Source organism: Pseudomonas sp. B7 (assembly GCF_016735645.1).
Taxonomy (GTDB): Bacteria; Pseudomonadota; Gammaproteobacteria; order Pseudomonadales; family Pseudomonadaceae; genus Aquipseudomonas; species Aquipseudomonas glycinae.
In genome coordinates this window covers 492604-518401 of sequence record NZ_JAERRE010000001.1, presented here as the reverse complement: position 1 = coordinate 518401, position 25798 = coordinate 492604, and the positions used below count along the sequence as shown (strand labels likewise).

29 protein-coding genes and 1 pseudogene are annotated in these 25798 nt (G+C 55.3%); 14 read left to right on the top strand and 16 right to left on the bottom strand.

The features are described from left to right. Positions 1-329: 329 nt before the first annotated feature. Positions 330-1100: pseudogene (locus JKA62_RS29140) on the top strand (PAS domain-containing protein); the annotation flags it as partial. Between the two features lie 9 nt (positions 1101-1109). Further along, positions 1110-1649, top strand: a complete 540-nt coding sequence (locus JKA62_RS29135) for a methyl-accepting chemotaxis protein (RefSeq protein ID WP_442962195.1) — start codon at positions 1110-1112, stop codon at positions 1647-1649. A 46-nt stretch (positions 1650-1695) separates the two neighbouring features. On the opposite strand, the gene JKA62_RS02540 is transcribed toward JKA62_RS29135, so the two are convergent. From JKA62_RS02540 to JKA62_RS02525, 4 genes are all read right to left on the bottom strand, one after another. After that, complete coding sequence (locus JKA62_RS02540; protein WP_108563056.1) at positions 1696-2109, bottom strand: hypothetical protein; 414 nt, start codon at positions 2107-2109, stop codon at positions 1696-1698. Between the two features lie 180 nt (positions 2110-2289). Then, positions 2290-2856 (bottom strand): hypothetical protein, encoded by a 567-nt coding sequence (locus JKA62_RS02535; protein WP_201816134.1) that lies wholly within the window; start codon positions 2854-2856, stop codon positions 2290-2292. 153 nt (positions 2857-3009) lie between these two features. Further along, complete coding sequence (locus JKA62_RS02530; protein ID WP_201816131.1) at positions 3010-4431, bottom strand: MFS transporter; 1422 nt, start codon at positions 4429-4431, stop codon at positions 3010-3012. A 125-nt stretch (positions 4432-4556) separates the two neighbouring features. Continuing rightward, positions 4557-4997, bottom strand: coding sequence for a PACE efflux transporter (locus tag JKA62_RS02525; protein ID WP_201816129.1), 441 nt, complete (start codon positions 4995-4997; stop codon positions 4557-4559). A gap of 120 nt (positions 4998-5117) precedes the next feature. On the opposite strand from JKA62_RS02525, the gene JKA62_RS02520 reads away from it, so the two are divergent. Then, on the top strand, positions 5118-5990 hold the full coding sequence (locus JKA62_RS02520; protein WP_201816121.1) for a LysR family transcriptional regulator: 873 nt from the start codon (positions 5118-5120) through the stop codon (positions 5988-5990). Position 5991: 1 nt separating this feature from the next. Here the strand turns inward: JKA62_RS02520 and JKA62_RS02515 are convergent, their stop codons facing one another. Continuing rightward, on the bottom strand, positions 5992-7023 hold the full coding sequence (locus tag JKA62_RS02515) for a LacI family DNA-binding transcriptional regulator (RefSeq protein ID WP_039766142.1): 1032 nt from the start codon (positions 7021-7023) through the stop codon (positions 5992-5994). Positions 7024-7239: 216 nt separating this feature from the next. On the opposite strand from JKA62_RS02515, the gene JKA62_RS02510 reads away from it, so the two are divergent. Both JKA62_RS02510 and JKA62_RS02505 read left to right on the top strand, forming a co-directional pair. Next, positions 7240-7773 carry a gluconokinase gene (locus JKA62_RS02510; protein WP_011335582.1) on the top strand — a complete coding sequence of 178 codons (534 nt, stop codon included), beginning with the start codon at positions 7240-7242 and terminating at the stop codon, positions 7771-7773. Between the two features lie 83 nt (positions 7774-7856). Next, a complete protein-coding gene (locus JKA62_RS02505) occupies positions 7857-9209 on the top strand; it encodes a GntP family permease (RefSeq protein WP_011335581.1) in 1353 nt (450 codons plus the stop codon). A 76-nt stretch (positions 9210-9285) separates the two neighbouring features. Here the strand turns inward: JKA62_RS02505 and alaC are convergent, their stop codons facing one another. Continuing rightward, positions 9286-10494, bottom strand: coding sequence for an alanine transaminase (gene alaC, locus JKA62_RS02500; protein ID WP_201816119.1), 1209 nt, complete (start codon positions 10492-10494; stop codon positions 9286-9288). Between the two features lie 139 nt (positions 10495-10633). Between alaC and JKA62_RS02495 the strand changes: the two genes are divergently transcribed. The 3 genes from JKA62_RS02495 (at position 10634) to JKA62_RS02485 (ending at position 12665) form a co-directional block, all read left to right on the top strand. After that, on the top strand, positions 10634-11296 hold the full coding sequence (locus JKA62_RS02495; RefSeq protein ID WP_201816113.1) for a LysE family translocator: 663 nt from the start codon (positions 10634-10636) through the stop codon (positions 11294-11296). Between the two features lie 68 nt (positions 11297-11364). After that, positions 11365-11859: a GyrI-like domain-containing protein gene (locus JKA62_RS02490; RefSeq protein ID WP_201816109.1), complete on the top strand. Its 495-nt coding sequence runs from the start codon at positions 11365-11367 to the stop codon at positions 11857-11859. 317 nt (positions 11860-12176) lie between these two features. Next, positions 12177-12665 (top strand): GNAT family N-acetyltransferase, encoded by a 489-nt coding sequence (locus tag JKA62_RS02485; protein WP_201816106.1) that lies wholly within the window; start codon positions 12177-12179, stop codon positions 12663-12665. Between the two features lie 75 nt (positions 12666-12740). Here the strand turns inward: JKA62_RS02485 and JKA62_RS02480 are convergent, their stop codons facing one another. From JKA62_RS02480 to JKA62_RS28875, 5 genes are all read right to left on the bottom strand, one after another. Next, positions 12741-13427 carry a dTMP kinase gene (locus tag JKA62_RS02480; RefSeq protein ID WP_201816099.1) on the bottom strand — a complete coding sequence of 229 codons (687 nt, stop codon included), beginning with the start codon at positions 13425-13427 and terminating at the stop codon, positions 12741-12743. Continuing rightward, positions 13424-14560 (bottom strand): radical SAM protein, encoded by a 1137-nt coding sequence (locus JKA62_RS02475; RefSeq protein ID WP_201816098.1) that lies wholly within the window; start codon positions 14558-14560, stop codon positions 13424-13426. Before JKA62_RS02475 ends, JKA62_RS02480 begins: the two co-directional genes overlap by 4 nt. 23 nt (positions 14561-14583) lie before the next feature. Beyond that, a complete protein-coding gene (locus JKA62_RS02470) occupies positions 14584-15420 on the bottom strand; it encodes an inositol monophosphatase family protein (RefSeq protein ID WP_108563049.1) in 837 nt (278 codons plus the stop codon). Continuing rightward, positions 15417-16268, bottom strand: coding sequence for a hypothetical protein (locus JKA62_RS02465; RefSeq protein ID WP_236676402.1), 852 nt, complete (start codon positions 16266-16268; stop codon positions 15417-15419). The genes JKA62_RS02470 and JKA62_RS02465 overlap by 4 nt, the downstream gene beginning before the upstream one ends. A gap of 278 nt (positions 16269-16546) precedes the next feature. After that, the gene (locus tag JKA62_RS28875; protein WP_236676401.1) at positions 16547-17167 is read right to left on the bottom strand and encodes an MATE family efflux transporter; all 621 of its coding nucleotides are present in this window, start codon (positions 17165-17167) and stop codon (positions 16547-16549) included. A 298-nt stretch (positions 17168-17465) separates the two neighbouring features. Between JKA62_RS28875 and JKA62_RS28870 the strand changes: the two genes are divergently transcribed. Beyond that, positions 17466-17786 (top strand): hypothetical protein, encoded by a 321-nt coding sequence (locus JKA62_RS28870; protein WP_234420583.1) that lies wholly within the window; start codon positions 17466-17468, stop codon positions 17784-17786. 123 nt (positions 17787-17909) lie between these two features. Here JKA62_RS28870 and JKA62_RS02455 read toward each other — a convergent pair whose 3' ends face one another. The 3 genes from JKA62_RS02455 to JKA62_RS02445 all read right to left on the bottom strand — a co-directional run bounded on the left by JKA62_RS02455 (position 17910) and on the right by JKA62_RS02445 (position 20300). After that, a complete protein-coding gene (locus JKA62_RS02455; RefSeq protein ID WP_201816092.1) occupies positions 17910-18968 on the bottom strand; it encodes a hypothetical protein in 1059 nt (352 codons plus the stop codon). 223 nt (positions 18969-19191) lie between these two features. Continuing rightward, entirely contained in the window at positions 19192-19797 is a 606-nt protein-coding gene (locus JKA62_RS02450) for a pyridoxamine 5'-phosphate oxidase family protein (protein ID WP_201816090.1), read from the bottom strand. Between the two features lie 17 nt (positions 19798-19814). After that, positions 19815-20300, bottom strand: coding sequence for a GNAT family N-acetyltransferase (locus JKA62_RS02445; protein WP_011335575.1), 486 nt, complete (start codon positions 20298-20300; stop codon positions 19815-19817). Between the two features lie 141 nt (positions 20301-20441). Between JKA62_RS02445 and JKA62_RS02440 the strand changes: the two genes are divergently transcribed. From JKA62_RS02440 to JKA62_RS02430, 3 genes are read left to right on the top strand one after another with little or no spacing between them, the layout of a single operon-like run. Then, positions 20442-20867: a YybH family protein gene (locus JKA62_RS02440; RefSeq protein ID WP_201816087.1), complete on the top strand. Its 426-nt coding sequence runs from the start codon at positions 20442-20444 to the stop codon at positions 20865-20867. Between the two features lie 40 nt (positions 20868-20907). Further along, positions 20908-21252 carry a YciI family protein gene (locus JKA62_RS02435; RefSeq protein ID WP_007951101.1) on the top strand — a complete coding sequence of 115 codons (345 nt, stop codon included), beginning with the start codon at positions 20908-20910 and terminating at the stop codon, positions 21250-21252. After that, on the top strand, positions 21245-22489 hold the full coding sequence (locus JKA62_RS02430) for an RNA polymerase sigma factor (RefSeq protein ID WP_011335573.1): 1245 nt from the start codon (positions 21245-21247) through the stop codon (positions 22487-22489). The genes JKA62_RS02435 and JKA62_RS02430 overlap by 8 nt, the downstream gene beginning before the upstream one ends. Before the next feature lie 195 nt (positions 22490-22684). Here JKA62_RS02430 and JKA62_RS02425 read toward each other — a convergent pair whose 3' ends face one another. Then, positions 22685-23410, bottom strand: a complete 726-nt coding sequence (locus JKA62_RS02425) for an SDR family oxidoreductase (protein WP_201816074.1) — start codon at positions 23408-23410, stop codon at positions 22685-22687. Between the two features lie 111 nt (positions 23411-23521). On the opposite strand from JKA62_RS02425, the gene JKA62_RS02420 reads away from it, so the two are divergent. Next, positions 23522-24358, top strand: coding sequence for a LysR family transcriptional regulator (locus tag JKA62_RS02420; RefSeq protein ID WP_201816071.1), 837 nt, complete (start codon positions 23522-23524; stop codon positions 24356-24358). Position 24359: 1 nt separating this feature from the next. On the opposite strand, the gene JKA62_RS02415 is transcribed toward JKA62_RS02420, so the two are convergent. After that, positions 24360-25214 (bottom strand): LysR family transcriptional regulator, encoded by an 855-nt coding sequence (locus JKA62_RS02415; protein WP_011335570.1) that lies wholly within the window; start codon positions 25212-25214, stop codon positions 24360-24362. Between the two features lie 88 nt (positions 25215-25302). Between JKA62_RS02415 and JKA62_RS02410 the strand changes: the two genes are divergently transcribed. After that, a complete protein-coding gene (locus JKA62_RS02410) occupies positions 25303-25740 on the top strand; it encodes a multidrug/biocide efflux PACE transporter (protein ID WP_011335569.1) in 438 nt (145 codons plus the stop codon). Positions 25741-25798: the final 58 nt, after the last annotated feature.

Below are 25798 nucleotides of genomic sequence, written 5' to 3'. Positions count from 1 at the left end.
CGCCATCCAATGCGTTTCGACCGCTAGTGGTTACCGATCTCAAAGCTGCCAGAGTGCGCAATCCAAGGCACCGACACTTGACCGACAGGGAGCTGTTTTTTAAATGGAAGTTCTTCTGCATGTTAGGAATGGCCCATTACCGGGCTATCAAGAAAAGGATGCCTTGATTAGAGCGTCGTCGCATGGACTCTCCGATTAATCATCGTTTATCACCTGACAACTTCCTCCCGTGGAGGAAGGCGTGTGCCTGTTCTGTGGAACGTAGTGGTGGATTCTGAAAGACCTGAACTTTCATCAAATCAAAAGAACGCGCGGAAGGTGATCGAGACATGTTCAACCTACATCACAAGGCTGATCTGCAGGAAATCGAACGTTTCAGCTGTGCCCTGACCGAAGCCAACGCCAAGCTGGCGGCGATCAGCCGTTCGATGGCAATGATCGAATTCACCCCCGAGGGCATCGTGCTGGATGCCAATGACAACTTCTGCAAGACCATGGGCTACAGCGCCGAAGAAGTGCGTGGCAAACATCACCGGATTTTTTGTGAAGAAGAATTTTATCGCAGCGAGGAATACGCCAAGTTGTGGCGTGACCTGGCCCGTGGCGAACCCATCAGCGGGACTTTCCTGCGCTTGAACAAAAGCGGTCGGGAAATCTGGCTCGAAGCCAGTTACATGCCGGTGTATGGCCCGGACAAACAGGTCCGCAGTGTGATCAAAGTGGCGGCGGACATCACCGCGCGAGTGAACAAGGAAAAAGAAGAAGAAAGCATGCTGGCCGCCATCGGCCGTTCGATGGCGGTGATCGAGTTCACCCCGGAAGGCAATGTGATCACGGCCAACGACAACTTCCTCAAGACCATGCAGTACTCGCTCAACGAAATCGTCGGCCATCATCACAGTCTGTTCTGTCACCGGGTCGAGGCCGAGTCCGCGCAGTACAAGGCGTTCTGGGCCTCGCTCAATCGCGGCGAATATCACTCGCACCGCTTCGAACGCAAGAACAAGTCGGGGCAGACCGTTTACCTCGAAGCCTCGTATAACCCGTTGTTCGATGCCAAAGGCCGGTTGTACAAAGTGGTGAAGTTCGCCAGTGACATCACCCACCAGATGACCACCTTGCAGACCGCTGCGGAATCGGCCCACAGCACCTCTGTACAAAACGACGCCTGCGCGCAAAAAGGCTCACAGGTCGTGCAGCAAACGGTGCAGATCATTCAGGACATTTCCCGCGACCTCAACGAAGCGGCGCTGAGCATCGATGCGGTCAGCAAGCAGTCGGACATCATCGGCACCATCGTCCAGACCATTCGCGGGATTGCCGACCAGACCAACCTGCTGGCGCTCAACGCGGCGATCGAAGCGGCAAGGGCGGGTGAGCACGGGCGTGGTTTTGCGGTGGTGGCGGACGAGGTGCGCAGCCTCGCGGCGCGAACCAGCCAGGCGACCGTGGAGATCGTCGACGTGGTGCGCAAGAACCATGAGCTGTCACTGAGCGCAGTGTCGAGCATGCAGTCGAGCCTGAGCCGCACCGGGCTCGGGGTGGAACTGGCGAACGAGGCGGGGGATGCGATTCGGGAGATTCAGCAGGGCTCGCGGCATGTGGTGGATGCGATCAGTCAGTTCAATGAGACGTTGAAACTCGAGTAGCAACTGCACGGTTGCCCCTCATTTTTGAGGGGCAGATTTTTTGTGGTTACTGTGCACCTGTTAAAGAAAAATTGAAGTCAACTTCGGCGTATGAGTCGTCGTACTTGCTAACTGCTTTGAATTTGGCAGTGCCTCTGACGAATTTTTTCGTGAGGTCGACCTCAATCAAGGTGATTTCACCTCCCACGTCACCATTCCAGGAATTTTGCATTCGTGGAGTATAAAAGCCGGCAACTCTAAAATCTTCTGTAAAGAAATAGGTGCCAGGTTGGATGTGTTGTTCATGAATATCAATTTGTGCACCTTCCAGTCCTTCGGGCTCGATATTGTAGCCACCGATACTCAAATTGTTACTTTTGAGGTCAAGCGTAATGAACGGTGTCGACATCGTTTGTGATGGTTCGCCGTTCTTGGCTATCTTGATTGATAACAAGCCTATGGCATTACCTTTAGTGGTCATGAAGTTCTCCTTTTGAAATGCAAACTGAACGCTTGCATGAGCCATGTTGGAGGCAGAGAAAATCCAGGACAACTGTCAGAACTTACAGGTATCGACTCTCGGGAGTAAGAAATCGACTAGCGGTAACCGGACGGTGAGGTCAGAGTCTCGAGTGAGACTCTGCTGAGGGAAGGGATCGTCTTAGAGCGAAGCGAGGAACTTGTCCGCCGACTGGTCGCTGATCTTCGTCGAGTTGGCGTCTTGCTTGTTCTGTTTTTCGGCTTCGGCCAGCTTGATCTTGTCCTGTAGACGCTCGGCGATCTCTTTGCCGATTGCCAGTTGTTTCTCCGGCGGCATCGCTTTGATGTCGTCTTCGGTCAGGCCCATTTCCTTGAGGATACTGTCACGCAGACGCTGTTCCGGCGTTTTGCTCATGTAGTCCTTGAATTCATCCAGGGCCGATGAGCCTGTGGATTTGCTCGGCGAAGTATCGGAGGTTTGCAGGGCGACGCGGGTCTTGGCGAACGCTTCGTCGACGTTGTCGCTGATGCGCGCGGCTTCGCTGACTTGCTGGGTCGCCAGTTGGGTAGCCGATTCCTGCACTTTGGCGGTGGCTTCGGCGGTTTGCGCCTGGGCCTGGTTTTGCAGGGTCTGCAGCATTGCGCCATGCAGACCGCCTTGCAGGCCGGCCGCAGCGGTGGCGGTTGCATCGTCATTCAGCGGCTTGGGCAGGTGAATGATTTGCTGTTGTTTTGCACTGACCAACATGATGAAAGGACCTGTAGGTAATGACTGTCAGTCCTAGGGAGCAATTACCATGCCCATCTAATAAGTTCTTTTATTTCAATGGCTTGTGGTTTTTGGTGAACCGGCAAAGCGGTCATCCCTTGCCGGAGGGCGGCAGAGGATGACCGTTGTCCGTCAGCGATGGGCGATGTTTTCCAGCGCCAGGTTTCGGGTGCGAGGACCGAAACAGCCGATGGTCAGCATCACGATCAACATGCTGGCGACGATGAACGCCAACACGCCCGGTGTCCCGAAGTGGTCGAGGAACAGACCGATCAACAGGCTGCTGAACACCGTCGACAAACGACTGAACGAATAGCAGAACCCGACGGCCCGAGCGCGGATGTTGGTGGGGAACAGTTCGCTCTGATAGGAGTGGTAACTGAAGCTCAGCCAGGCGTTGCAGAAGGTGATCATCACACCGCAGAAGATCAGGCCGACGGCGCTGGTCTGCAACGCGAACAGGGTGCCGAAAGTCATGGCGCCGAGGGCCGAGCCGACGATCTGCCACTTGTTCTCGAAGCGGTTGGCGAATTTGACGAACAGCAACGGCCCGAGCGGGTAGGCGAGGGTGATGATGAACGCGTACATCAGACTGTGGGTGACGCTGACACCCTGACCGGAAAGCAGCGCTGGCAGCCAGTTGCCGAAGCCGAAGAAACCGATCGCCTGGAAGATGTGGAAGACAATCAGCATCAGCGCGCGGCGCCGGTACGGTGGCTGCCAGATATCGGCGAAACGGCCCTTGCCCTCGACATCGACGGCTACTGCTTCCGGCGCATCCAGTGGCTGACGGTGATCCTTCTCACAACGCGCCTCGATGCCGTCGAGAATCCGGTTCGCCTCATCGAAGCGGCCATGCTGCGCCAGCCAGCGCGGCGACTCCGGCAGACGTTTGCGCAGCCACCAGATGAACAGCGCAAACACCGCGCTCGCCAACACCACCCAACGCCAGCCACTGATGCCGAACGGCGCCTGCGGCACCAGCCACCAGGACATCAGCGCCACCGCCGGCACCGACAGGAACTGCACGAAAAACGCGAAGGCAAACGCCGAACTGCGCATGCGCTTGGGCACCAGTTCCGAGAGGTAGGCGTCGATGGTCACCAGTTCGATGCCGAGGCCGATACCCACCAGAAAACGCATGCAGATGATCCCCAGCGCTGAACTCTGTACGCCCATTAAAACTGTGGCGACGGTGTACCAGACCAGCGCGAAAGTGAAGATCGCCCGCCGCCCGAAGCGATCCGCCATCGGGCTCAGCAGACTGGCGCCGAGAAACAGTCCGAGGAACGTCGCCGAGGCGAACGCGGCCTGATCGGAGAAACCGAACACGCCCTGATTGCCGGTGGCGAAGATGCCATCGCGGATCAGGCCGGGGCTGATATAGGCGGTCTGGAACAGGTCGTAGAGTTCGAAGAAACCACCGATCGACAGCAGCGCCACCAGCCGCCAGATCGTGGCGACTGCCGGGAGGCGGTCGATGCGGGCGGAAATCTGTGCGGCGCGTATGGGGTCGATGCCGTCGCGTTGCGCGGCGGGGGCGTGTGCAGTCATGGGCTGATCCATTTTTTATTGATGGAAAAGCTTAGCCTGCTATCGGAAATCAAGGATTGTTTATATCGGCGGTTGGCGAGGTAAAACCGACGATTTCTTGCAATATCCGCTTACCAATTAACGATTTATGTCGCAGGCTGCGGATCCGGCAATGCCGATGCCGGAAGGCCGAACACCTTATCGAACAGCCAGTTGAACGCGAAGGTGTAGCAAGGGATGAACACAATCAGTGCCAGATCCAGCAAAAAGGCTTGCACCAGACTGATGTTCATCCACCACGCGATCAGCGGAATCAGGAACACGATCAGCGTCAGCTGGAACCCGACGGCGTGGGCGATGCGCCGTTTCACCGTGCGGGTGCGCGACACCTGGCGGCTTTCCCAGCGCTCGAACAGCGAGGTGTAGATGAAGTTCCAGGTCACGGCGATGCTGGTAATGATCACCGCCAGCGGGCCGGTGCTGCCGGGCGAGGTGCCGGACAACAAGGCCAGGCCGAGGGCCGAGAAGGTCATGCCGATCACTTCATAGAGCGACACATAGACCAGTTTGCGTTTGACGCCTTGCATGGGAATTGCCTCTTTCTTGCGACTTGTGGCCAACGGGGCTGGCGAAGGTGACGAAAGATAGCTTCAATGGCGGTGACAGAAAAAGTCAGAAGCTTTCAGTTTTATTGATAGGTAAATGAAGTGAATTTCAACAGCGAAAGCATCGAGCTGTTTCTCGCCGTGATCGAGCGCGGCTCGTTTTCCGCCGCTGCAAGGGCGTTGGGCAAAGTCCCGTCGGCGGTGAGCATGGCGATCGGCAATCTCGAGGCCGAACTCGGTTATGCGTTGTTCGACCGCAGTCACCGCGAACCGCAACCCACGGCGATGGCGCTGTCGCTGGTGCCACACGCGCGGCTGATCGCCGATCAGCTCAAGCAATTGCAGGTGCATGCGGTGCAGTTATCGCTGGGGCTGGAGAGCAAATTGTCGATTGGCGTGGCGGCGGACATTGACCGTCGACGGTTGTTGGCGGCGATCAAGGACCTCAGCGAGCGCCATCCGCTGCTCGACATCGAAGTGCTGACTGCGCCGCAGGATGATGTGCTGGCAATGCTTCACAGTGGCCGGGTCAGCGTGTGTCTGGCGTTCGCCGGGTTGAGCGTGAATGTGCTGGAACGGTTTCAGTTTGTCGGCAGCGAACGAATGATCGCCACGCTGGCGGCGGATAGCCCGTTGTTGCAGGGGCAGGATCTGTTTCTCGAGGATCTGGTGCATGTGCGGCAGATCGTGGTTGGCAGTCGCGATTTGCCGATCAGCGAAACCCGGCCACTGGTGGCCGAGTCCCACTGGCGCACCGACAACCTGGAGACGGCGCTGGAAATGGTCGAGGCGGGGTTGGGCTGGGGCAATTTTCCGCTGTCGGTGGTGCAGCCGTGGCTCGATAGCGGACGACTGAAACGGCTGAATTTCCGCAACATCGAAAACGGCCTGGTGCTGCCGGTGCACGCGGTGTGGCTCAAGAGCCAGCCGCTGCAGAAGGGCGCGCTGGCTCTGGTGGAGTTGCTGGGCGGTTGAGTCAGGTGCTCTCGCGAATCTTCAGCTCGAAGCCCATGTCTTCGACCGGCCGCGCCACGCTGTTGCCGGCCATCAGTGTCAGCATCTGCTCCGCCGCACGCTTGCCGATCGCTTCGCGGGGCGTATTGATGCTGCTCAGGCGCGGCACCATGTGCTCCGACATCGGCAGGTCGTTGAAGCCGAGGATCGCTACTTGCTCGGGGATCCTGATCCCGTTGCGCAGCGCTTCGAGCAAGGCGCCCTGAGCCAGGTCGTCGTTGCCGAAGAAGATCGCATCGACATCCGGATGCGCCGCCAGCAATTGCAGGAACAACTCGCCACCCAGGCCCACGGACGATGAACGCGGGGTCAGCACTTCCAGATCCGGGTCGTAGCGACCGGCCTTCTGCAACGCCTTGCGAAAGCCTTCACCGCGCAGCAGGGTGCGCTGATCGAGTTGCGCGCCGATGTACGCCAGACGCTTGCGGCCACGGGACAGCAAATGTTCGGCAGCCGTTTCCCCGGCGCTGAGCTGGGAGAAGCCGACACAGTTCACCCCGGCGGCGCTGTCCAGTTCCATCATGTACACGCAGGGAATATTGCTGGCCTCGATCATCCGCCGCGAACTTTCGGTGCGGTCAAAGCCGGTCAGCAGCAAGCCGCGTGGCTGATAGGCCATGTAGTTGCGCAGCAGGTTTTCTTCTTCATCGCGGGAATAGTGGAAGTTGCCGATCAGCACCTCGAAACCTTTGGGCGTCAGTACCCGATGAATGGCTTCCAGGGTGTCGATGAACAGCAAGTTGGACAGCGAAGGCACCAGAACCACCACCGAATGGCTCTGGGCCGAGGCCAGAGCGCGGGCGGCGGGGTTAACCACATAGTTGAGTTCCAGCGCGGCTTTCTGGACTTTTTCCACCAATTCGGTGGCGACCGTGCTGACCCCACGCAGGGCGCGGGAGGCGGTAATCGGGCTGACGCCGGCCAGACGGGCGACTTCATTAAGGGTGGGACGGCCGGTGGTGCGGGTGTTTTTATCGTTTTTAGGGGTGGTCATCGGGCGGCTTGCCAAACAAAAATCAAGGCACTAAGGTAGCGCTGTCCTTATGCAGCTGCAAATGCGTAAGCGAGGTCCTGCCTGATCCTCGCTTTTTGGCGTACGGACAAAACCTGCTGCAACCCAAAAAAACGACAAGAAGGCGTCGGCAACTTCTGCCTGTGCACTAGAGTCATAGCTAGCAAAGGTAGCGCTGTCTGCGCGCTGAGGTGTTACATGAATCATCCCATCACCGCCCTGGTCATCATGGGCGTTGCCGGTTGCGGCAAGACGTGCGTCAGCGAGGCCCTGTGCCAATTGAGCGGCGCCACTGCCATTGAAGGCGATACTTTCCATCCGGCCGCGAACATCGAAAAGATGAGCGCGGGGATCCCCCTGAACGACGAAGACCGTGCCGGCTGGCTCGACAGCCTGTGCGATGAACTGCGTCGCGTCGATGCCCTGGGCGAACGCCCGGTGCTGACTTGCTCGGCCCTCAAGCACAGTTATCGCGAAGTGCTGCGCAGCGCCTTGCCGGGCCTGGGCTTCGTGTTCCTCGAATTGACGCCTGAAGTGGCCGCCGAACGTGTGTCCCACCGTCCGGGCCACTTCATGCCGGCCACCTTGATCGAAAGCCAGTTCGCCACCCTCGAATCGCCCAAGGGCGAGCCGTTGACCCTGGCCCTGAATGCTTCGATCCACAGCGTTGAAGAACTGGCGGCGCAAGCCCACGTCTGGTGGCAGGCCCATGGCCTGAAACAGGCGGTATGAGTGTGATTGTGAAGACAGCGCTGTCCTTTCGACTTCTGATTAACCCGCTTTAATAACAACAACAAACCAGGAGACACCCCCTCATGTTTGGCATGTCCCATGACGCCTACCTGCTGCTCGATGCAGTGGTTACGGTGATCGGACTCATCGTCCTGATCACCAAGTTCAAGATTCACCCCTTCATTGCCCTGACCATCGCCGCCGCGTTCCTTGGCCTGACGTCCGGCATGCCGATCGGCACGATCATCAAGGCGTTCCAGGACGGCTTCGGTGGCGTGCTCGGTTTTGTCGGCATCATCCTCGCCCTGGGCACGATGCTCGGCAAGATGATGGCCGAATCCGGTGGTGCCGATCAGATCGCCCAGACCCTGATCCGCGCCTTCGGCAAGGACAAGGTGCAGTGGGCGATGATGTTCGCCGCGTTCCTGGTGGGCATTCCGCTGTTCTTCGAAATCGGCTTCGTGTTGCTGATTCCGCTGGTGTTCATCGTCGCTCGCCGCACCGGTGTGTCGATCATCAAGATCGGTATCCCGCTGCTCGCCGGTCTGTCCGCCGTGCACGGCTTGGTGCCGCCGCACCCGGGCCCGCTGCTGGCCATCGGCGTGTTCGGTGCCGACATCGGCAAGACCATTCTGTACGGTCTGATCGTCGCGCTGCCGACCGCCATCATCGCCGGCCCGATCTTCGGTACGTTCATCGCCAAGCACATTCCCGGTACGCCGAACCAGGAACTGGTCGATCAACTGGCCCGTGAAAACGATTCGGCCAACCTGCCGAGCTTCAGCATCACCCTGGTCACCGTGCTGCTGCCGGTGTTCCTGATGCTGCTGAAAACCTTCGCTGACGTGGCCCTGCCGGACGGTCATTTCTTCCGCACCTGGATGGACATGATCGGTCACCCGATCTCGGCACTGCTGCTGGCATTGCTGCTGTCGCTGTACACCTTCGGTCACAAGCAGGGCATCGGTTCTCAGCAGATGCTCAAATGGCTGGACGCGAGCCTGGCGCCGACCGCGGCAATCATTCTGATCATCGGCGCCGGCGGTGGCTTCAAGCAGATGCTGGTGACCAGCGGCGTGGGCGACGTGATCGGCCACATGGCGGTCAGCGCGCAGATCTCGCCGATCCTGCTGGCGTGGCTGGTGGCGGCGGTGATCCGCATCGCGACGGGTTCGGCTACTGTGGCGACCATCACTGGCGCGGGCATCGTGGTGCCGGTGGTGGGGATGATCCCGGGCGTGAACCGTGAGCTGCTGGTGCTGGCCACCGGTGCCGGTTCGCTGATCCTGTCCCACGTCAACGACGCCGGTTTCTGGCTGGTGAAGCAGTACTTCAACATGACCGTGGCCGAGACCTTCAAGACCTGGACGGCGATGGAAACCATCCTGTCGGTGGTGGGTCTGGGCTTTATTCTGTTGTTGTCGCTGTTCGTTTAAGACTCTCTTCGTTCAAGAAGATGCAGACACAAAAAAACCGCAGTGATGCGGTTTTTTTGTGGGTGCAATTCGCGAGTTACTTGGTGCCCAGAGCATCCGCCCGGAACATTCCGCGAATCCCGCGTACCGCCTGGCGAATCCGGTCCTGGTTTTCGATCAGCGCGAAGCGCACGTGATCGTCGCCGTACTCGCCAAAGCCGACACCTGGCGAGACGCAGACCTTGGCCTCGGCCAGCAGCTTCTTGGCGAACTCCAGCGAGCCGAGGTGCGCGTAGGCTTCGGGAATCTTCGCCCACACGTACATCGAGGCTTTCGGGTTCTCGACCATCCAGCCCAGTTCATGCAGGCCTTTGACCAGCACATTGCGGCGCTGGCGATATTGCTCGGCGATGTCGCGCACGCACTGCTGATCACCTTCCAGCGCAGCAATCGCGGCCACCTGCAGCGGGGTGAACGTGCCGTAGTCGTGGTAGCTCTTGATCCGCGCCAGGGCGCTGACCAGTTCCGGGTTGCCGACCATGAAACCGATGCGCCAGCCCGCCATGTTGTAGCTCTTGGACAGGGTGAAAAACTCCACCGCGATGTCCTTGGCGCCCGGCACCTGCATGATCGACGGGGCTTTCCAGCCGTCGTAGACGATGTCGGCGTAAGCCAGGTCGTGCACCACCAGCACGTCGTACTGTTTGGCGAGGGCGATCACCCGTTCGAAGAAGTCCAGCTCCACGCACTGCGCGGTCGGGTTCGACGGGAAGCCGAGGATCATCATCTTCGGTTTCGGGATCGAGCCGCGAATCGCCCGCTCCAGCTCGGCGAAGAAGTCCACGCCCGGCACCAGCGGCACCGACCGCACCTGGGCGCCGGCAATCACGGCACCGTAGATGTGAATCGGGTAGCTCGGGTTCGGCACCAGCACGGTGTCGCCCTGATCCAGGGTCGCCAGCATCAGGTGCGCCAGGCCTTCCTTGGAACCGATGGTGACGATGGCTTCGCTTTCCGGGTCGATCTCGACCTCGTAGCGTTCCTTGTACCAGTTAGAAATCGCCCGGCGCAGGCGCGGAATGCCCTTGGACGTGGAGTAACCGTGGGTGTCTTCGCGTTGTGCAACCTGCACCAGTTTTTCAACGATGTGCGGCGGCGTGGCGCCGTCGGGGTTGCCCATGCTCAAGTCGATGATGTCTTCGCCGCGACGTCGGGCAGCCATCTTCAGCTCGGCGGTGATGTTGAAAACGTAAGGGGGGAGTCGATCTATGCGCGCAAAGCGGCGCGGCGAACCTTGTTCAGCCATTGTTGCCTCGGATAACGTAAGCGCCCGGAACCGTCCGAGCGACGCTGGTCACTGCGGTGACCTGTGGCGGACGATAAGGGCAGCGATGGCAGACTGTCCAGCGCCTTTGTAAACAAATTTTTCCCAAGGAAATCGGTTAATGGAATTCACCAGCGGCTTCTTGCTGAGCCTTTCGCTGTGCCTGGACATCGGCGTGGCCAACATCGCGATGATCACCCTGGCCATGCAGCGCGGCTATTTTCAGGGCTTCGCCCTGGGCCTTGGCACCTGTGTCGGCGACCTGATCTACGCGGTGCTGGCGCTGGCCGGAATGACCGTTCTGCTGCAATACGAAACCGTGCGCTGGGTGCTGTGGATCGGCGGTTCGGCGCTGTTGATCTACTTCGCGGCGAAGATGATCTATTCGGCGATCCACCACGAAGCGCAATTGGCGGCGACCGCCGAAGTGGGCCAGAACTCCCATCGCAGGGAATTCTTTCGTGGGATTTTTCTGGCCATGTCGTCGCCGAGCGCCATCCTCTGGTTCGCGGCCGTGGGCGGCACGTTGATCGCCCGCTCCGGTGGCGGCGGTCCTTTGAGCTCGACGCTGTTTCTCGGCGGTTTCCTGTGTGCCGGGCTGTTGTGGTCGGCGGGTCTGTGCTTCGCCGCGAGCCATGGCGGCAAGTTGCTGGGCGACAAACTGCTGCGCTATTCCTACATGGCATCGGCAGCGATCTTCTGCTATTTCGCGGTCTACGTGATCGTATCCGGTTATAACGAGTTCGTCGGTTCCGGCGCCGCCGAGGCCCTGCATACGCTGTAAATGTGCGAATCGGGTTTGGCTTCTATACTCCCAGCCGAACCCACTTTTTTCGTTCAAGGAGTCGAGTCATGGATGAGCAAAAACGCGTCGAAGTGGCTGAACCTCGCTTCGAACATGGACACTTCCTGCTGATTGCAGGATTTCGCGATCGCTTCACCAAAGAGACCGTTCAGGACATCTCTGCACTGTGGGAAAAACTGATCCCGCACATCGGACATATTCCGGGGCAGAAGGGCGAAGTGACCTACGGCGTTTGCAGCAATTTCGACGGCAACGGTGGTTTCGATTACATGGCCGGGGTCGAAATCCGCAAGCTGGATGACTTCCCGCAGGAGAAGTATCCGTGGATCGAAATCCTCCCGCGCCAGTACGCGGTGTTCGAACACAAGGGTTCGCTGGATCAGTTGCCGCAGACCATTGATTACATCTACAAAACCTGGCTGCCAGCCTCCGAATACAAGGGCCTCAACGCCCCGGAGCTGGAACGCTACAGCGCCGATTTCAACCCGAAGCTCAATACCGGCAAGCTGGAAATCTGCGTCCCGGTCGAAAAGAAACCCTGATGAATAACCGGCAGCGCGAACCCGCTTCGCGCTGCCGGTCGATCTTTACTTGCCCTTGATCCGTCGTGCCCGCAACAGGTCGATGCCCAGGGTAATGAAGCCGAAGAAGCTGATGCCCAACACCATCAACAAACCGATTTCCACGCTGCTCATAAACGGTTCCCTCCTCGGGTGATAAGAGTCAGGGCTCAGAAATAGACCGTTCCGAATCCGAAGAAAAGCGCTTATACGCAGGCTTTACGCCCCCCGTGCGGATCGATATGAACACCTTATTCCTTTATCCTTGGCCGCCTTGTTTCCTCTGATTTCGAGTCGCCATGAACACCCTCATCCGCCACGTCACCGCCGCCGACCTGGACCGCTGCTACGCCATCGAAACCCTCGCCTATGAGGGCGACGAAGCCGCGACCCGCGAAAAGATCGCCACGCGCATCGCCACCTGGCCGGACGGTTTCATCGTCGCCGAGATGGGCGGGCAGGTGGCCGGCTTCATCAACTCCGGCGCAGCGTTTGACGTGCAGATGTCCGACGAGGCGTTCAAGGAACTGATCGGCCACGACCCGGCCGGGCCGAACGTGGTGATCATGTCGGTGGTGGTGCACCCGGACTATCAGGGCCTGGGTCTGGCCAAGCGTCTGCTCGGCGAATTCATCGACCGCATGCGCGAGCAGGGCAAGGCGACGATTCACCTGATGTGCAAAGAGCGGCACATCCCGCTGTACGCCGGGTTCGGTTTTGCCTACATCAAACCGTCCGAGTCCGACCACGGCGGGATGGCGTGGCACGAGATGATCTTCACTCTGTGAGCCAACGCTAAACCCCTGTGGGAGATTGGTTACTCATTTGTACGTGTCATGCACTCACCCTGGCAGGCGGGATTGCTAGTTTTTAATAAGGATTTTTTGTACCGCGCCTACCGCTCTATCAAGTACTGCCTCTTCACTTAAATCGGTGGTGTCAATCACCACCCAATTTGCCAAACCACAGCGCTCATAACTGGATCGGACTCGGTTCTGATATGCAATGAAACTTTTAAGGCGATCCTCATTGCCACCGTCATAAGCTCCGCTCTCGCTAAGACGGAACGATCCCTTTCTTTGTGCCGCGAGAGCCGGGTCAACATCGAGAAAAATCACGAAGTCTGGCTTTCTAATTGTTGAGAATACTGTTAGGGCTTCTTCTGCTAAATCTGTACTTTTAAGCAAGAAGCGCGCTAGGTATTTGTGGTACCAGCCATCTGCGATGCAATTTTCGCCAGAGCTAACTATTGGAGATATAGCAGCATGGTCTGTCGCTTGAAACCATGCCGTTATAAGGCTCATCCAGTGTTTGTCGCCTAATTGCTCAAGAGGGGCGTTGTCCGGATAGTCCCAAAGAACTTCCCGGAGTCGTGACATGTGAAATTCGGTATATCCTGAAGAAACGGGTGGGCGGTTTTTGTCGACGTAGTGCAAATCTATATTAGAGTGGGAGAGGATTTCGTATGTTGCTCTTGCGATAGTCGACTTTCCTGCACCATCCGTTCCTTCAAATGCGATAAATATTCCTTGCTCAGAGGTGTAGTTCATACGAACGCTCCTAGGTAAGCCTCAGTATCTAGAGAGTTTCTACCGCTACCCTCTATCAATGGTCGAAATCCTTCTCTTTGATAAATTTCTGACATCTTTTTACCAATTGCACTCAGAAACTCTACGGAAGGTCGTTCTCTCGCACTGTATTGCGAGCCAGCATCTGGGTGAAATGCTGCCACTGCTGGAACTACGCCCATCTGACCAAAGTATTCGATACCCTCTATGATTGACTCTAATGGCTCCATTCCGGCAACGAATCCGGCATATACGTTGCCGCGCCCGAGAGTTTCTACAGCGGCTTCAAAAGCTTCGAGGAACCGATCCCGAGTGTAGTCACGAGATTTGCCTGGGCATACTTCTGAAAAAAGGCCAGGGTCGAATACTTCCAGGCTCATTGACATATTATTGCCGACAGACTTGAATTTTTCGAAAAGACGGAAGTCTTTGGGTGGCATAGAAATCAAGTGGTAGTCCAAGTGGTTATGCGCATTCTTTTCTTTTACTCTATTCAGCAAATCGATATGCATCCCATACCCTTTGTCGTAGTTACGGATTGTACCTCCGTTTAATAATACCCTACGGTATCGGCTACTCTCATCTTTGACAGCCATCGCTACTGCTTCTCCAGCAATGTCACCTTTAATTCGCATTCTATGATCTGACAGGCTTTCTCGAGCTGAACCCAGAGAGCAAAATTTACATTCATGACCGTCATTGAAGTAGTAGCAATGGCCGGGGGAGAAAATTCCAAGCGTAGAGTTTCCGTATATAGTCAGATGTTTTTCAAATAACTCGCCATTACTTAAAATTTTTCCGTAAGATTTAGGCCTGGCTGGAAAAGTAATTTTAATGATGTTTTTATTGTGGCTTAGTGCGGGAGCGTTTCGCTCTAAGATGATTTTGTATTTTGAGTGTGGGTTGTAGTTGGCGGCAGTAATGATATCGCCATCAAGAACAATTTCTTGTGGGGTTCGGATCGTTGGGTTGATTATGACGCTGTCACCTGTTCCGTATGCACGTCTTTTTTCAATATGATTCACCTCTGTTTGGAAATGCTCTAAGAAATCCCGGCTGAAATTAACGCCGTTAGCCAGTAGGGCGAGTTTCAATTTTACTGTATCGAATAGCATGATTCGGCTTCCAGTTAATTGCACTACAAAAATATTTTTATTAGATCTTCTGAAGATAAAGCAATCAATGTTCCATTATCCTTCAGGGCTTCTATGGATGGCGGTAAGCAATGCCTTGAGTGACCTTTTTCATCGAATAATGCTCCGCCTGACTCTCTCAAAATAAGTTCTGCCGCCGCAATATCACAGCTTCTCTCATGTCCAGGTGAGCCGATATCAATAAACGCATCAAGAACCCCAGCAGCAATCAGGCAGATTTCCAGCGAAGAGCAAGAGTAAACACGAACTTTGTCCGCTGACCATAAAAGCCGTTCTATTTTATGTCTTTCTTTACTGCCACGAGGACGGTGAAATGAAAGTCGCATTTGTTCTAATGATTCGGTTTTTCGTGTGTTTAACCGTTTTACAATTATTGCGGACTGAAGATACGCTCCTTCACCAAGTGAAGCGGTATAGACTAAATCTCTAGAGATGTCGTAAATCCATCCAAATACGTACTCATTACCATGATAGATGGCAACACTAGATGTGTAGTTCGGGAAACCCATAAGCGCATTGTGTGTGCCATCTAGGGGGTCAATAAGAGCGTAAAGGTCACCTTGGTCTCCAAGTTTTATTGGTGAAGTGCTTTCTTCTGAGTAAATTGTCATTTTGATACGAGATTTTGACAGGCAACTAAAGAGTATGTTCTGGCAATCTATGTCGTATTGTGTTTGGTTGAAATGCTGGTCTGCATTGGTTTTGTTAAAATCTGGAAGGCTGGACAATGTGCCGGCCCAATAGCGCCGCAACTGCTTTCTGGCTTCATAAAGACTTACTTCCAGTTCTGGAATGTATTCGCGCTTGAATAGAGCTCTCATACCGACTTCTCAGATATTAATTGCGTATGCCAGTTTTTCCGGTTGAGTTTAGATGCGTAGACTTTTACGTCGAATAGTTTTCCTGCGTAAACGGCGTAGTCTGCACTCATAAAGGCGCTGAACGTTTTGGGGGGAAGTGCTAGTGTTTTAACTTCGAAATTATAACCAAGTTTCTTTCTGATCATGTTCGCCGCTTGCCTGAGGCTTCCACCGGTATAGGCCTTGTCTATAATCAGCCATGAATCATTCGACGAAGTTGTATGAGGGAATATGTCTAGAAAATTTTCATCTCTAGTTAAAAGGCTCGGGTCATTTTGGCGATGAATTTCAGAGAAAAATATATCTGTATCTTTGGTAGCTGCCAAATATCCAAGTGCAAGCGGTAGGCCGGCTGACAATAAAAAGAGCTTATTTTTTGATATGTTTTTGATTTTCAGCCAGATAGAGTGGTCGTCATAGATGTATCTGGTATTGAGAGCAAGACTGCTATCCCAGTGTTCATAAGAAATGTATTTGCTGTAGAAAGCGCAGAATTTATTGTGGAAATCCAAGGTTTCATTATCAGTATCTATTAGCAGTCTGGTTTTTGTAAGGCCCCTATTCGTTGGCTTTACGCAGGAGAAGGGCTGGTGGGATGTCGCGAGTGCTTCTTTAATCAGGTCGCTCTTGAAATCTAATAGTTTGGTTTTGGAAGGTCCTGAAACGGCTAGTTCTGGTGAGAGACCATCTCCCTTTATCTTGCAAATGTCAGATGATTGTAATTGGGTTGTCCTTGAGTTTAAGTACTCCCATATTCGTATTACCTCTTCGTCTGACATGCCATCATAAATTGGGTCGAGGTTGCTCAAGTCGCAAACCATGACTTCCGGATGGCGGAGTTCAAAGGAGGCTCTCTGGAGATGGCACCCGCTCATTAGCGCTTTGCGGTAAGCGTAATAATCACTGGTTTGTAAACCGGTCAGAGTTCTCCATGCGTGATGTTCGCTAATAATGGTCGTGGAATTTAAGTGCGAGTTGTAGAACAAAGGTAACGCGCTAGCATGATTCATGTTTGGAGTCTCACGAAAATGCAATCGGTTAGGTGTTTTAACTTGCGTTGTCAATTAGTAAAAACGCGATCAAGTATCTAAAGTTTACCTATTGGCTGGCTGCTGTGTATTTTCAATAAAAATGTTAATCGCCAAAACATTGTCAGCATCAGAATGAATGAACAGATTGTTAAGGTTATAAATATAGAATGTATGTTGCGGTAAAAATTTAGAAGAATTGCGCAAAGGGCGATGCCAAAAGTGTTCAACGTCAGAATGGTTAAAAGTGTGGGAGCCCAGAAATCGTCCATGCTTCTCAAAATCGTCCTGGTTAAAACATAGACGAACTCAAAAGTTAAAAAAGGAATCGAGTAAAGAGTATTGGTTTCAATTAGTTTCCTGATCGTTGAATCTGATGTATAGGTCATGGAAATGTTTTCTTTCCAAAGGACACTGGCTAGCAAAAAGGGCGCTAGTGTTAACAGGCCTGATTTTAGACCTTGGATATAAGTTTTTTTTAGTGAACCTAAATCCCTCCTGGTAAAGTGACGGGCGGCGATAAGCCCCGTCGCATTCCCTATTCCAATTGATATCATATATATGATGCTTATAAAGTGTAGTGATGCTTGGTAGGCGGATAAATTGTTTTCACCTAAGTTTTTTGAAATGAATGATAAGATGAAAAATAGAAAGCTTTCACCTCCAAAGCATAAGGCCATTGGCAAGCCTCGAGCTATATACTTAAGATACTGTTCTTTCGGTATTTGTATGGATTTTTGAGAGTTGTTGATGTAAAGGTGGATTTTAGAGTTGAAGTAGAAGAGTGCGAGAGTTGCGAAAGCACATCGTAAGCAAGAATATATGAGTATGAAGTCAGGTAGCGTGATTGCCGAGTTCGTGTTAATCAAGACTATGCAGGCGGAAGTGAGGCAAATATTCAATGTCCACGTATAAATTACTTCATAGTGTGTTTTTTGAACTCCATTAAAAAAATTGAATATTGTAACCTGTAGATATATGGCTGGAATTGATAGGGATATCAGCAACAGTGCTTGGATGTCTTCCGTGTTGGTTAGGTTTGTGATTGGCGTGAGTGCGATTTTGTGCACAAAAAAAATTATACATATGATCAAGACTCCAAATAAAATCGAAAGCCTGAGTGATATTGTTATTTCGGATTTTATGTTGTTTGTGTTCAGATCATTTGATCCTGCTATCTTAATCAGTGTTGGAGAAAAAAATCCGATACCGATGACAGTAATAAATGATATTGATGCCAAGGCAAATGAAGCGGAATCAAGTGAGTCAACAATAAAATGGCCAGCGAAGGAAAAGTAGATCAGTGAAGCTGTCATGTCGCCCAATCTAGAGAATATGAGCGGAATTGCTATTTTGTAAATTTCCATAAGCGGGCCGCCAGCAAGTAGCACCAATTAACAAGCATAGTGTTGTAGAAGCTCTTTATTCCCACTCTTTCAGTAAACTCAAAAGCGGCGGAGTGTCCTTTGCGGCAAAGTATTTTTTTCTGAAATAGTATTCGGACTTTGAAACTTTGTGCGTGGTCTGCTTGCGCTCATTGAATTCATTGTCGAGGGCGGCAAGAGACTGTTCTGCAGTTGGATAAATTTTTGAGCTATTTAGAATTTTTTCAATTTCTAGAAATAGCAGATCCATATATTGGAGGGTTTCTTGAATGTACGACCTGCATTCGTCTCTTGTGCTGGCGCCTTGTCTGGCTAGTGTGAAGAATTTATTCTTGATCTCATCAAATCCTTCAATGCGGTACATGTTTGAGTATACCCACTTGTAATGCTTGTTTGTTGTGCCCGTAAGGTAGGTGAAACTCATCGCGGTTTTAAACATCATGTCTCTAGCTATCTCGCAACCCATCCATAAATTTTCTGATTGCCAGCAACCTTGAACATCCTGGAAAGCATAAAATACTGGAAGTTTCTCTCGGTGAGCTAAGTAGATATGTTTCTCTACGGGGATTCTTGATTTAAGTTTAAAGAATTTTTCATCGTTATTCAGAGCATGCCCGATTATTAGTCTATGGATTACATTGTTTTCTGTGTTCGTCAAAGCAGGGGCGTAAAGAAAACGTTGGTCGGAGGCAATTTCTTCAAATGTTTGTTCAATTTTGAAAAATATATTATCTATTTCTGAGTATGTTACATAGTCGGCATCAATGTGAATGCTGGTATCACCGTAGAAGTCTGTTGTATTGTGGACTTCTTCATCTTTAGTGATGTGGCGATAATTAATATCGGTAACAAACGCATGTTCGATGTGTTTCATGTTTTGCGCTTTTGGACGTTTTTCGCAAATGATAATGCAGTCGATGTCAGAATGAATTGTTCCGATCCCCTCAATTAAAGAGCCTGAAACAATCAGAGTGCTTGTGTGCTCCAAGTGTGCTTTATCGAGTAAATAGCTTTTTGGTAATGATAATTTCCCATCCAATATTGTTACGTTGTTCTCCGAAATTGAGGATTTTGATGTTTTTATTAAGGTTTCCATATTGGATGTCCTGTGTGTTTAAATTTTCTGTAAACCTCGCTCATGAAGAAGAAAGCCTAGTTTTTACTCGAGTCTTCCGTCAATGTTTGGATCCAGAATCAGAAGAGCCCTACAAGTTGTTGAAGGGCGAGAGTGTTTTTGGTGAAGGAAAATTCTTTTTATTTAAGTTAACTCCTACAGATAGTTTCCGCAGAATCTGTAGGAGCTTGGCTGAGATGTTTTCTTAATAAAGACTGTCGTGCACTCTGGCCGGGGCCTCGCGATCATAGGCCTCGGCATCAAACTGCCCATCATTCAGCCGCTTGTGAAACGCACCCGCCGTCGGCAGCGCCGAGCGCGGCAGATGAGTTTGCGGATTCCACGCATCCGAACGTACGAATGCCTTGGAGCAATGAAAGAACGCCGCCTCCACCGTCACCAGCAGCACCGTGCGCGCCGGTTTGCCGTTCACCGCGAAGCTTTCCAGTAACTCGGGGTCAGCGCTGATGGTCGCCGTGCCGTTGACCCGCAACGTCTCGCCGATCCCCGGAATGATGAACAGCAGCGATACCCGCGGATCGTGCAACACGTTGCGCAAGGTATCGATGCGGTTGTTGCCCGGACGATCCGGCAGGGCAAGCGTGCGCTCGTCAATGATCCGCACAAACCCTGGCGCATCGCCGCGCGGAGAACCGTCGATGCCATCGGCGCCGACCGAGCTGACAATCACCAGCGGCGAGACCCGGACCATCGCCTGATAGTCCTCGTTGAGAAAACCGATCTGTTTGCGCACCGCCCGTTCGTGGGGCAAGCCGTAGATGGCTTCCAGCGCTTCGATTGAATCGATCATCGTTGCTCCCCCGACAATTAGAAGAACAGCCCCATGCGCCGCTCGTAGCCGATGCGGCCCTTGTACGCTTCGCCGCTGTCGACGAAGCCGTACTTGGCGTACAGCGCAATCGCGGCGTCGTTGTCGGCGTCCACTGACAGCTCCAGCCCTTTGATCTCCGGCCAGGCCTGGCGCGCAGCGTCAGGCAACGCCAGCAGGCAGGCCCTGCCGTAACCCTTGCCTTGGGCGCGGTGATCGACCTGCAATGCATGCAGGGTGGCGCTGTGTTCATCGGCCCATTCCGGTAACACCGGTGGGCGTTTGAGCAGCAGGAAGGCCACCGGCACGTCTTCGGCCAGCAGGGCAAAACCTTTTACGCCGGGGCCGGGTTTCGACAACAGCGTATGCAAGGCGCCGTGGATATCGCCGGAGAACTTGATCTGCTCGGCGTGGATTTCAATCGCTTCGACTTGCTGACGCTGCAAGGCGTTAAGGCTCTCGTACGGCACGAGTTTGGCTGACAAGGGAATTTCCTTTTTCCTACAAAGATGAGCCTCGGATTCTAGCGACTTTGCGTTCGCTGGAATTTTTTTGTTTCAGCTGTCGATCCGGCAAATCGCCGAACGACCAAGGGTGTCTTCACAACAAAAATCACGGAGAACACCATGAGCGCACAAAGCGATATCCAGACCCTGATCAACACCTACCGCGAAGCCGTCATGACCAAGGACGTCGAGAAAGTCATGGCGCTGTACGCCGACGACATCCTCTCGTTCGATGCGATCAAGGCCCTGCAATTCAAGGGCAAACCGGCCTACCGCGCGCACTGGGTGGATTGCATGGAAATGTGCCCCGGCCCGCACATCTTCGAGTTCCACGAAATCGCGATCGAAACAGGCGACAACATCGCCTTCGCCCACTGGGTCGCCAACTGCGGCGGGACCAATGAAAAGGGTGAAACCCAGAGTTGCTGGATGCGCGTCACCGCCTGCTACCGGCAGGTCGGCGGAGCGTGGAAGATCGCCCACGAACACTGGTCGGCACCGTTCGACCCGATGAGCGGCGCGACCCTGTTCGATGTGAAACCCTGATCTTCAGCCATAGTTGAACCGTCCGATTCAGGAGAACGCCATGAAGTATTTATGCCTGGTCTACAGCGATGAGCGCCTGCTGCATTCGTCGCCCGACAGCCCGGAAGATGCCGAGTGCTGGGCCTACGCCGAGTCGATCCAGGGCAGCGGCCGGATGGTCGCCGCCGAAGCGCTGGAGTCGGTGCAGACCGCCACCACGGTACGGATGCGCAACGGCAAACTGTCGATCACCGACGGCCCGTTCGCCGAGACCAAGGAGCAGTTGGCCGGTTTCTACCTGATCGACGCGCGGGATCTCAACGAAGCGATTCAGGTCGCCGGGAACATTCCGGCGGCCCGGGTCGGCAGCGTCGAAGTGCGTCCCGTGCGCCAGTTGAATGTCTGAGGTCAGGGCGCGGGTCGAGCAGGTCTATCGCGAAGACTCGCGGCGGATCCTCGCGACCCTGATCCGCCTGCTCGGCGATTTCGACCTCGCCGAAGAAGCCTTGCACGAGGCGTTCTTCGTCGCGGTCGAGCGCTGGCAGCGCGACGGCGTGCCGGACAATCCGCGGACCTGGCTGGTGTCCACCGGGCGCTTCAAGGCGATCGATGTGTTGCGCCGTCGCGCACGGTTCAAGGCCTCGCAGCCGTTATTGCTGGCGCAACTGGAAGAACTGGAACAGTCCGAATGGGACGCTGAAGACGTGGAAGACGATCGCCTGCGCCTGATCTTCACCTGCTGCCACCCGGCGCTGGCGGCGGATGCGCAAGTGCCGCTGACACTGCGTGAAGTCTGCGACCTCACCACCGAGGAAATCGCCCGGGCATTCCTCTCGGCCCCGGCGGCGATTGCCCAGCGCATCGTGCGCGCCAAGGCCAAGATTCGCGATGCGAAAATCCCTTATCAAGTTCCAGCCCTCAGCGAACTGCCCGAGCGCCTCGACAGCGTGTTGCGGGTGATTTATCTGGTGTTCAACGAAGGCTACTCGGCATCCGGCGGCGCTCAGGTGACCCGCGAGGATTTGACTCGTGAGGCGATTCGTCTCGGGCGGTTGTTGCTGGAGTTGTTGCCGGATCCAGAGGTCATGGGGTTGCTGGCGTTGATGCTGCTGCATGAATCGCGGCGCTCGGCGCGGTCGACGCCGGATGGAGAACTGATTCTGCTGGATGATCAGGATCGCGGATTGTGGAATGCCGAGTTGATTGCCGAAGGCTGCGATCTGGTGGAAAAAGCGCTGACCACGGGACGTTTCGGGCCGTACTGCCTGCAAGCGGCGATAGCGGCGGTGCACGCCGAAGCGCCGACGGCGGGGGAGACGGACTGGGCGCAGATCGTCGGGCTGTATGACGTGTTGCTGCGGGCGGTGCCGTCGCCGGTGATCGAGTTGAACCGGGCGGTGGCGGTGTCCAAGCGTGATGGGGCGTTGGCCGGGTTGACCTTGATCGAGGGGATTCTGGATCGGGGGGATTTGCAGGATTACCACCTGGCGCATTCGGCGCGGGCGGAGTTTTGTCGGCAGTTGGGACGGGTTGAGGAGGCGCGGGTGGCCTATTCACGGGCACTGGAGTTGACGCGGCAGGAGCCGGAGCGGCGGTTTATCGAGGGGCGGCTTTCGGCTTTGGATCGCTTGCCCTCACCCTAGCCCTCTCCCGGAGGGAGAGGGGACCGATCCGGGGATATTGGGGATATACGCCGACCTGAGCGGTTCGCTGTGAATCCATAATCGACCAGATCTTTCAGGTCGATGTATGACGTAAGACACCTCGGTCAGTTCCCTCTCCCTCCGGGAGAGGGTTAGGGTGAGGGCGCTTTTGATTTTGCCTTTCGCCTTTAGCTTTTAGGCCTGCTGCCGAGTCGCAGCCATCACAATCTCGCGAATACAAACCCCCTGCGGCTGCCCATACGCATAGGCAATCGCCGTCGCCACATCCTCGGCGCTCAACACCGTGCCACCCATGTCCTGCTTCCACGCCTGATAACCGGTCTTGATCGCCTCATCCGTGGTGTGGCTCAGCAACTCGGTTTCCACCGCACCCGGCGCAATCGTGGTCACCCGCACGTTATGCGGCGACAGCTCTTCACGCAGATTCTCCGACAGCCCATGCACCGCAAACTTGGTCCCGACATAGGCCACATGGTTGGGGAAGGTCTTGCGCCCGGCCACCGAGCTGACGTTGATGATCGTGCCGTGCTTGCGCTTGATCATCCCGGCGACCACCGCGTGCACGCCGTTGAGCAGACCTTTCACGTTGACGTCGAGCATCTGGTCCCACTGCGCCGGATCCTGTTTGCTCATCTCGCCCAGCAGCATCACCCCGGCGTTGTTGATCAGCGCATCGGCCGGACCGAACTGCGCTTCCGCCTCGGCAACAGCGGCCAGCAATGCGGCGCGGTCGGTGATGTCGACGCGGCGGCTGAGAGTGTTCGGCAGGGCCAGTGCTTCCAGGCGTTCGATGCGCCGGGCCAGCAACAGCAGCGGATGGCCGGCCGCGCTCAAGCGGCGGGCGGTGGCTTCGCCGATGCCCGAGCTGGCGCCGGTGATGATGATCAATGGCTTGCTCATGGTTGAACTCCTGAGATAAGAAAAACAAATAACCAGATTCGCGGCGCAGTATATTTAGCCCGCTGGAGGCTGAAAAATGCCTTATTCCTCTGTCTGCTATCGGAATCTCCTATGGATATCCGCCATCTCAAAGCCTTCCTCGCGGTGTTCGAAGAACGCAACATCACCGCTGCCGCGCAACGGCTGTTCATCAGTCAGCCCACGTTGTCGGTGACCATCAAACAGCTGGAAGAAGAACTCGGTGCGACGCTGTTCGTACGTCAGCCCCGTGGTGTGGAGGTTAGCGACGAAGCGCGTCTTCTCTACCCGCAGGCGCGGCGGATGGTGGCCGAATCCGAGGCACTGAGCCGGATGTTTCGCGGCCGCGAAAATCGTGCGCCGCTGACTCTCGGCATCGAAGGCGACATCGCCGCCAGCCACATTGAAGCCTTCGTCCGGATGGCCCATCAGGCGTTGCCCAATCTGTTGCTGACCCTGGAGGAGGGCTGCCATGGCGATGGTCGATTGGCCGTCGAGGAAATGTGCTGCGAAGACGAACTGTTCCTGCCGCTGTGGGAAGAATCCTATGTGATGGCGCTGCCCCTCGATCATCCGATGGCCAACGCGCAAGAGGGCTGGGCGCCGATTGAGGACTGGATCACCTGCCCGCAGCATCCGTCCCATCAGCGCTTGATGGCGCTGTACGGACGTTCGCCGGAAGCGGTGGCGGGGCATGCCGGTTCACTGCAACAGGCGTTGCACATGGTGGCGGCAGGTGTCGGTGTGGCCATGTTGCCGCAGTCGCTGGTCAGCGGGCATGAGCGCATCGTCGTGCGTGCGTTGCACCTGCCGGCGCCGACCCGGCGAGTGGGATTGTGTTACGCGGCGCAGGCGCTGGAGTTGCCGACGATGCGCGGGTTGCACGCGTATTTTCAGGTCAATCGCCCGGCAGCGATCGAGGCGGCCTGAGCTATTCCAGCATCTTGCTCAGCAACCAGCTCCCCGCCGGCCCCGGCGGGTACAGCCGCGACCATAGGGCATCGACGAACACCGGTTTCGGCCAGCCGCGCACCTTCAGTTCCACCAGCAAGTCATTGCCGAAACGCTCCACCAGCCAGCGCGGCAGCGGCGCCCAGCCGAAACCTTTTTCAGCCATTTCCAGCAGCATCAGATAACTCGGCGCCGACCACACCCGGCCTTTGCCGCGACTGTCATAGGGATTGACGATGGTGGCCAGGCGCAGCTCGCGATGCTGTTCAAGGACCGTTTGATCGATGGATTCCTGCGTCGCCAACGGATGCCCACGGCCCACGAACAGGGCGATTTCAGTGCGTTCGGCGACGGTCGCGGTCGCGAGGTCCGGCGGGTAGTTGTCCTGCATCTCGGCGAATGCCAGATGCGCCCGACCGCGCTGCACCAGTTCGACCAGGTCATCGCATTCAGCGATCAGGCATTCCAGCTCCAGATCCGGGTAACGCTGCTCGAAACCCACCAGCGCCGCTTCGAAACGGTCGGACTGATAAGTGTCGGAAATCGCCACCGTGAGTTTCGGCTCGACGCCCTGGGCCAGTTGCCGGGCGGTCATTTCCAGTCGGCTGGTGGCGGACAGAATCGCCTCGGCCCGTTGCAGCATCACGTGCCCGGCCGGGGTTAGCGTCGGCTTGCGGCTGCTGCGGTCGAACAGGATCAAATCCAGATCAATCTCAAGACTGGCCACCGCCGCACTCACTGTCGACTGACTGCGCCCGAGTTTGCGCGCTGCCGCCGAAAACGAGCCTTGAGTCGCCGCCTGGACAAATGCCAGCAACACTTCCTGAGATGCCATGAACTATCGCCTTGATCGATGGTTATTGGTTATGAAGTATCGGTGTGGTGCTGGATCATGGCAACCATCTTCACAGAGGACTTCGGCCATGACTGCCAACAAATCCATCACTGAACGTATCTTCCAGGCCATCGGTTTCGAACTGCTGGCGATCCTGATCTGTACCCCGCTGCTGGCGTGGATCATGGGCAAACCGCTGGTCGAAATGGGCGCCGTCACTATCGCCATCGCGATGCTGGCCCTGGGCTGGAACGTGGTGTTCAACGGCTTCTTCGACCGCATGCTCAAGCGCTGGAACATCGCCCACAATGCCTGGGTGCGAGTGGCGCACGCGCTGCTGTTCGAAGGCGGGTTGATCGTGATGGGCGTGCCGCTGATTGCCTGGTGGCTGTCGGTCAGCCTGTGGCAGGCGTTCCTGCTCGACATCGGCGTGCTGCTGTTCTTCCTGCCGTACACCTACGTCTACCACTGGGGTTATGACGTGGTGCGCGAGCGACTGGTGATGCGGAGCGTCTGCCAGAGCTGAAAACAAAAAATCGCCGCCTGTGAGGGCTGCGATTTTTTTTGTCCGGGATTTTTGCAGG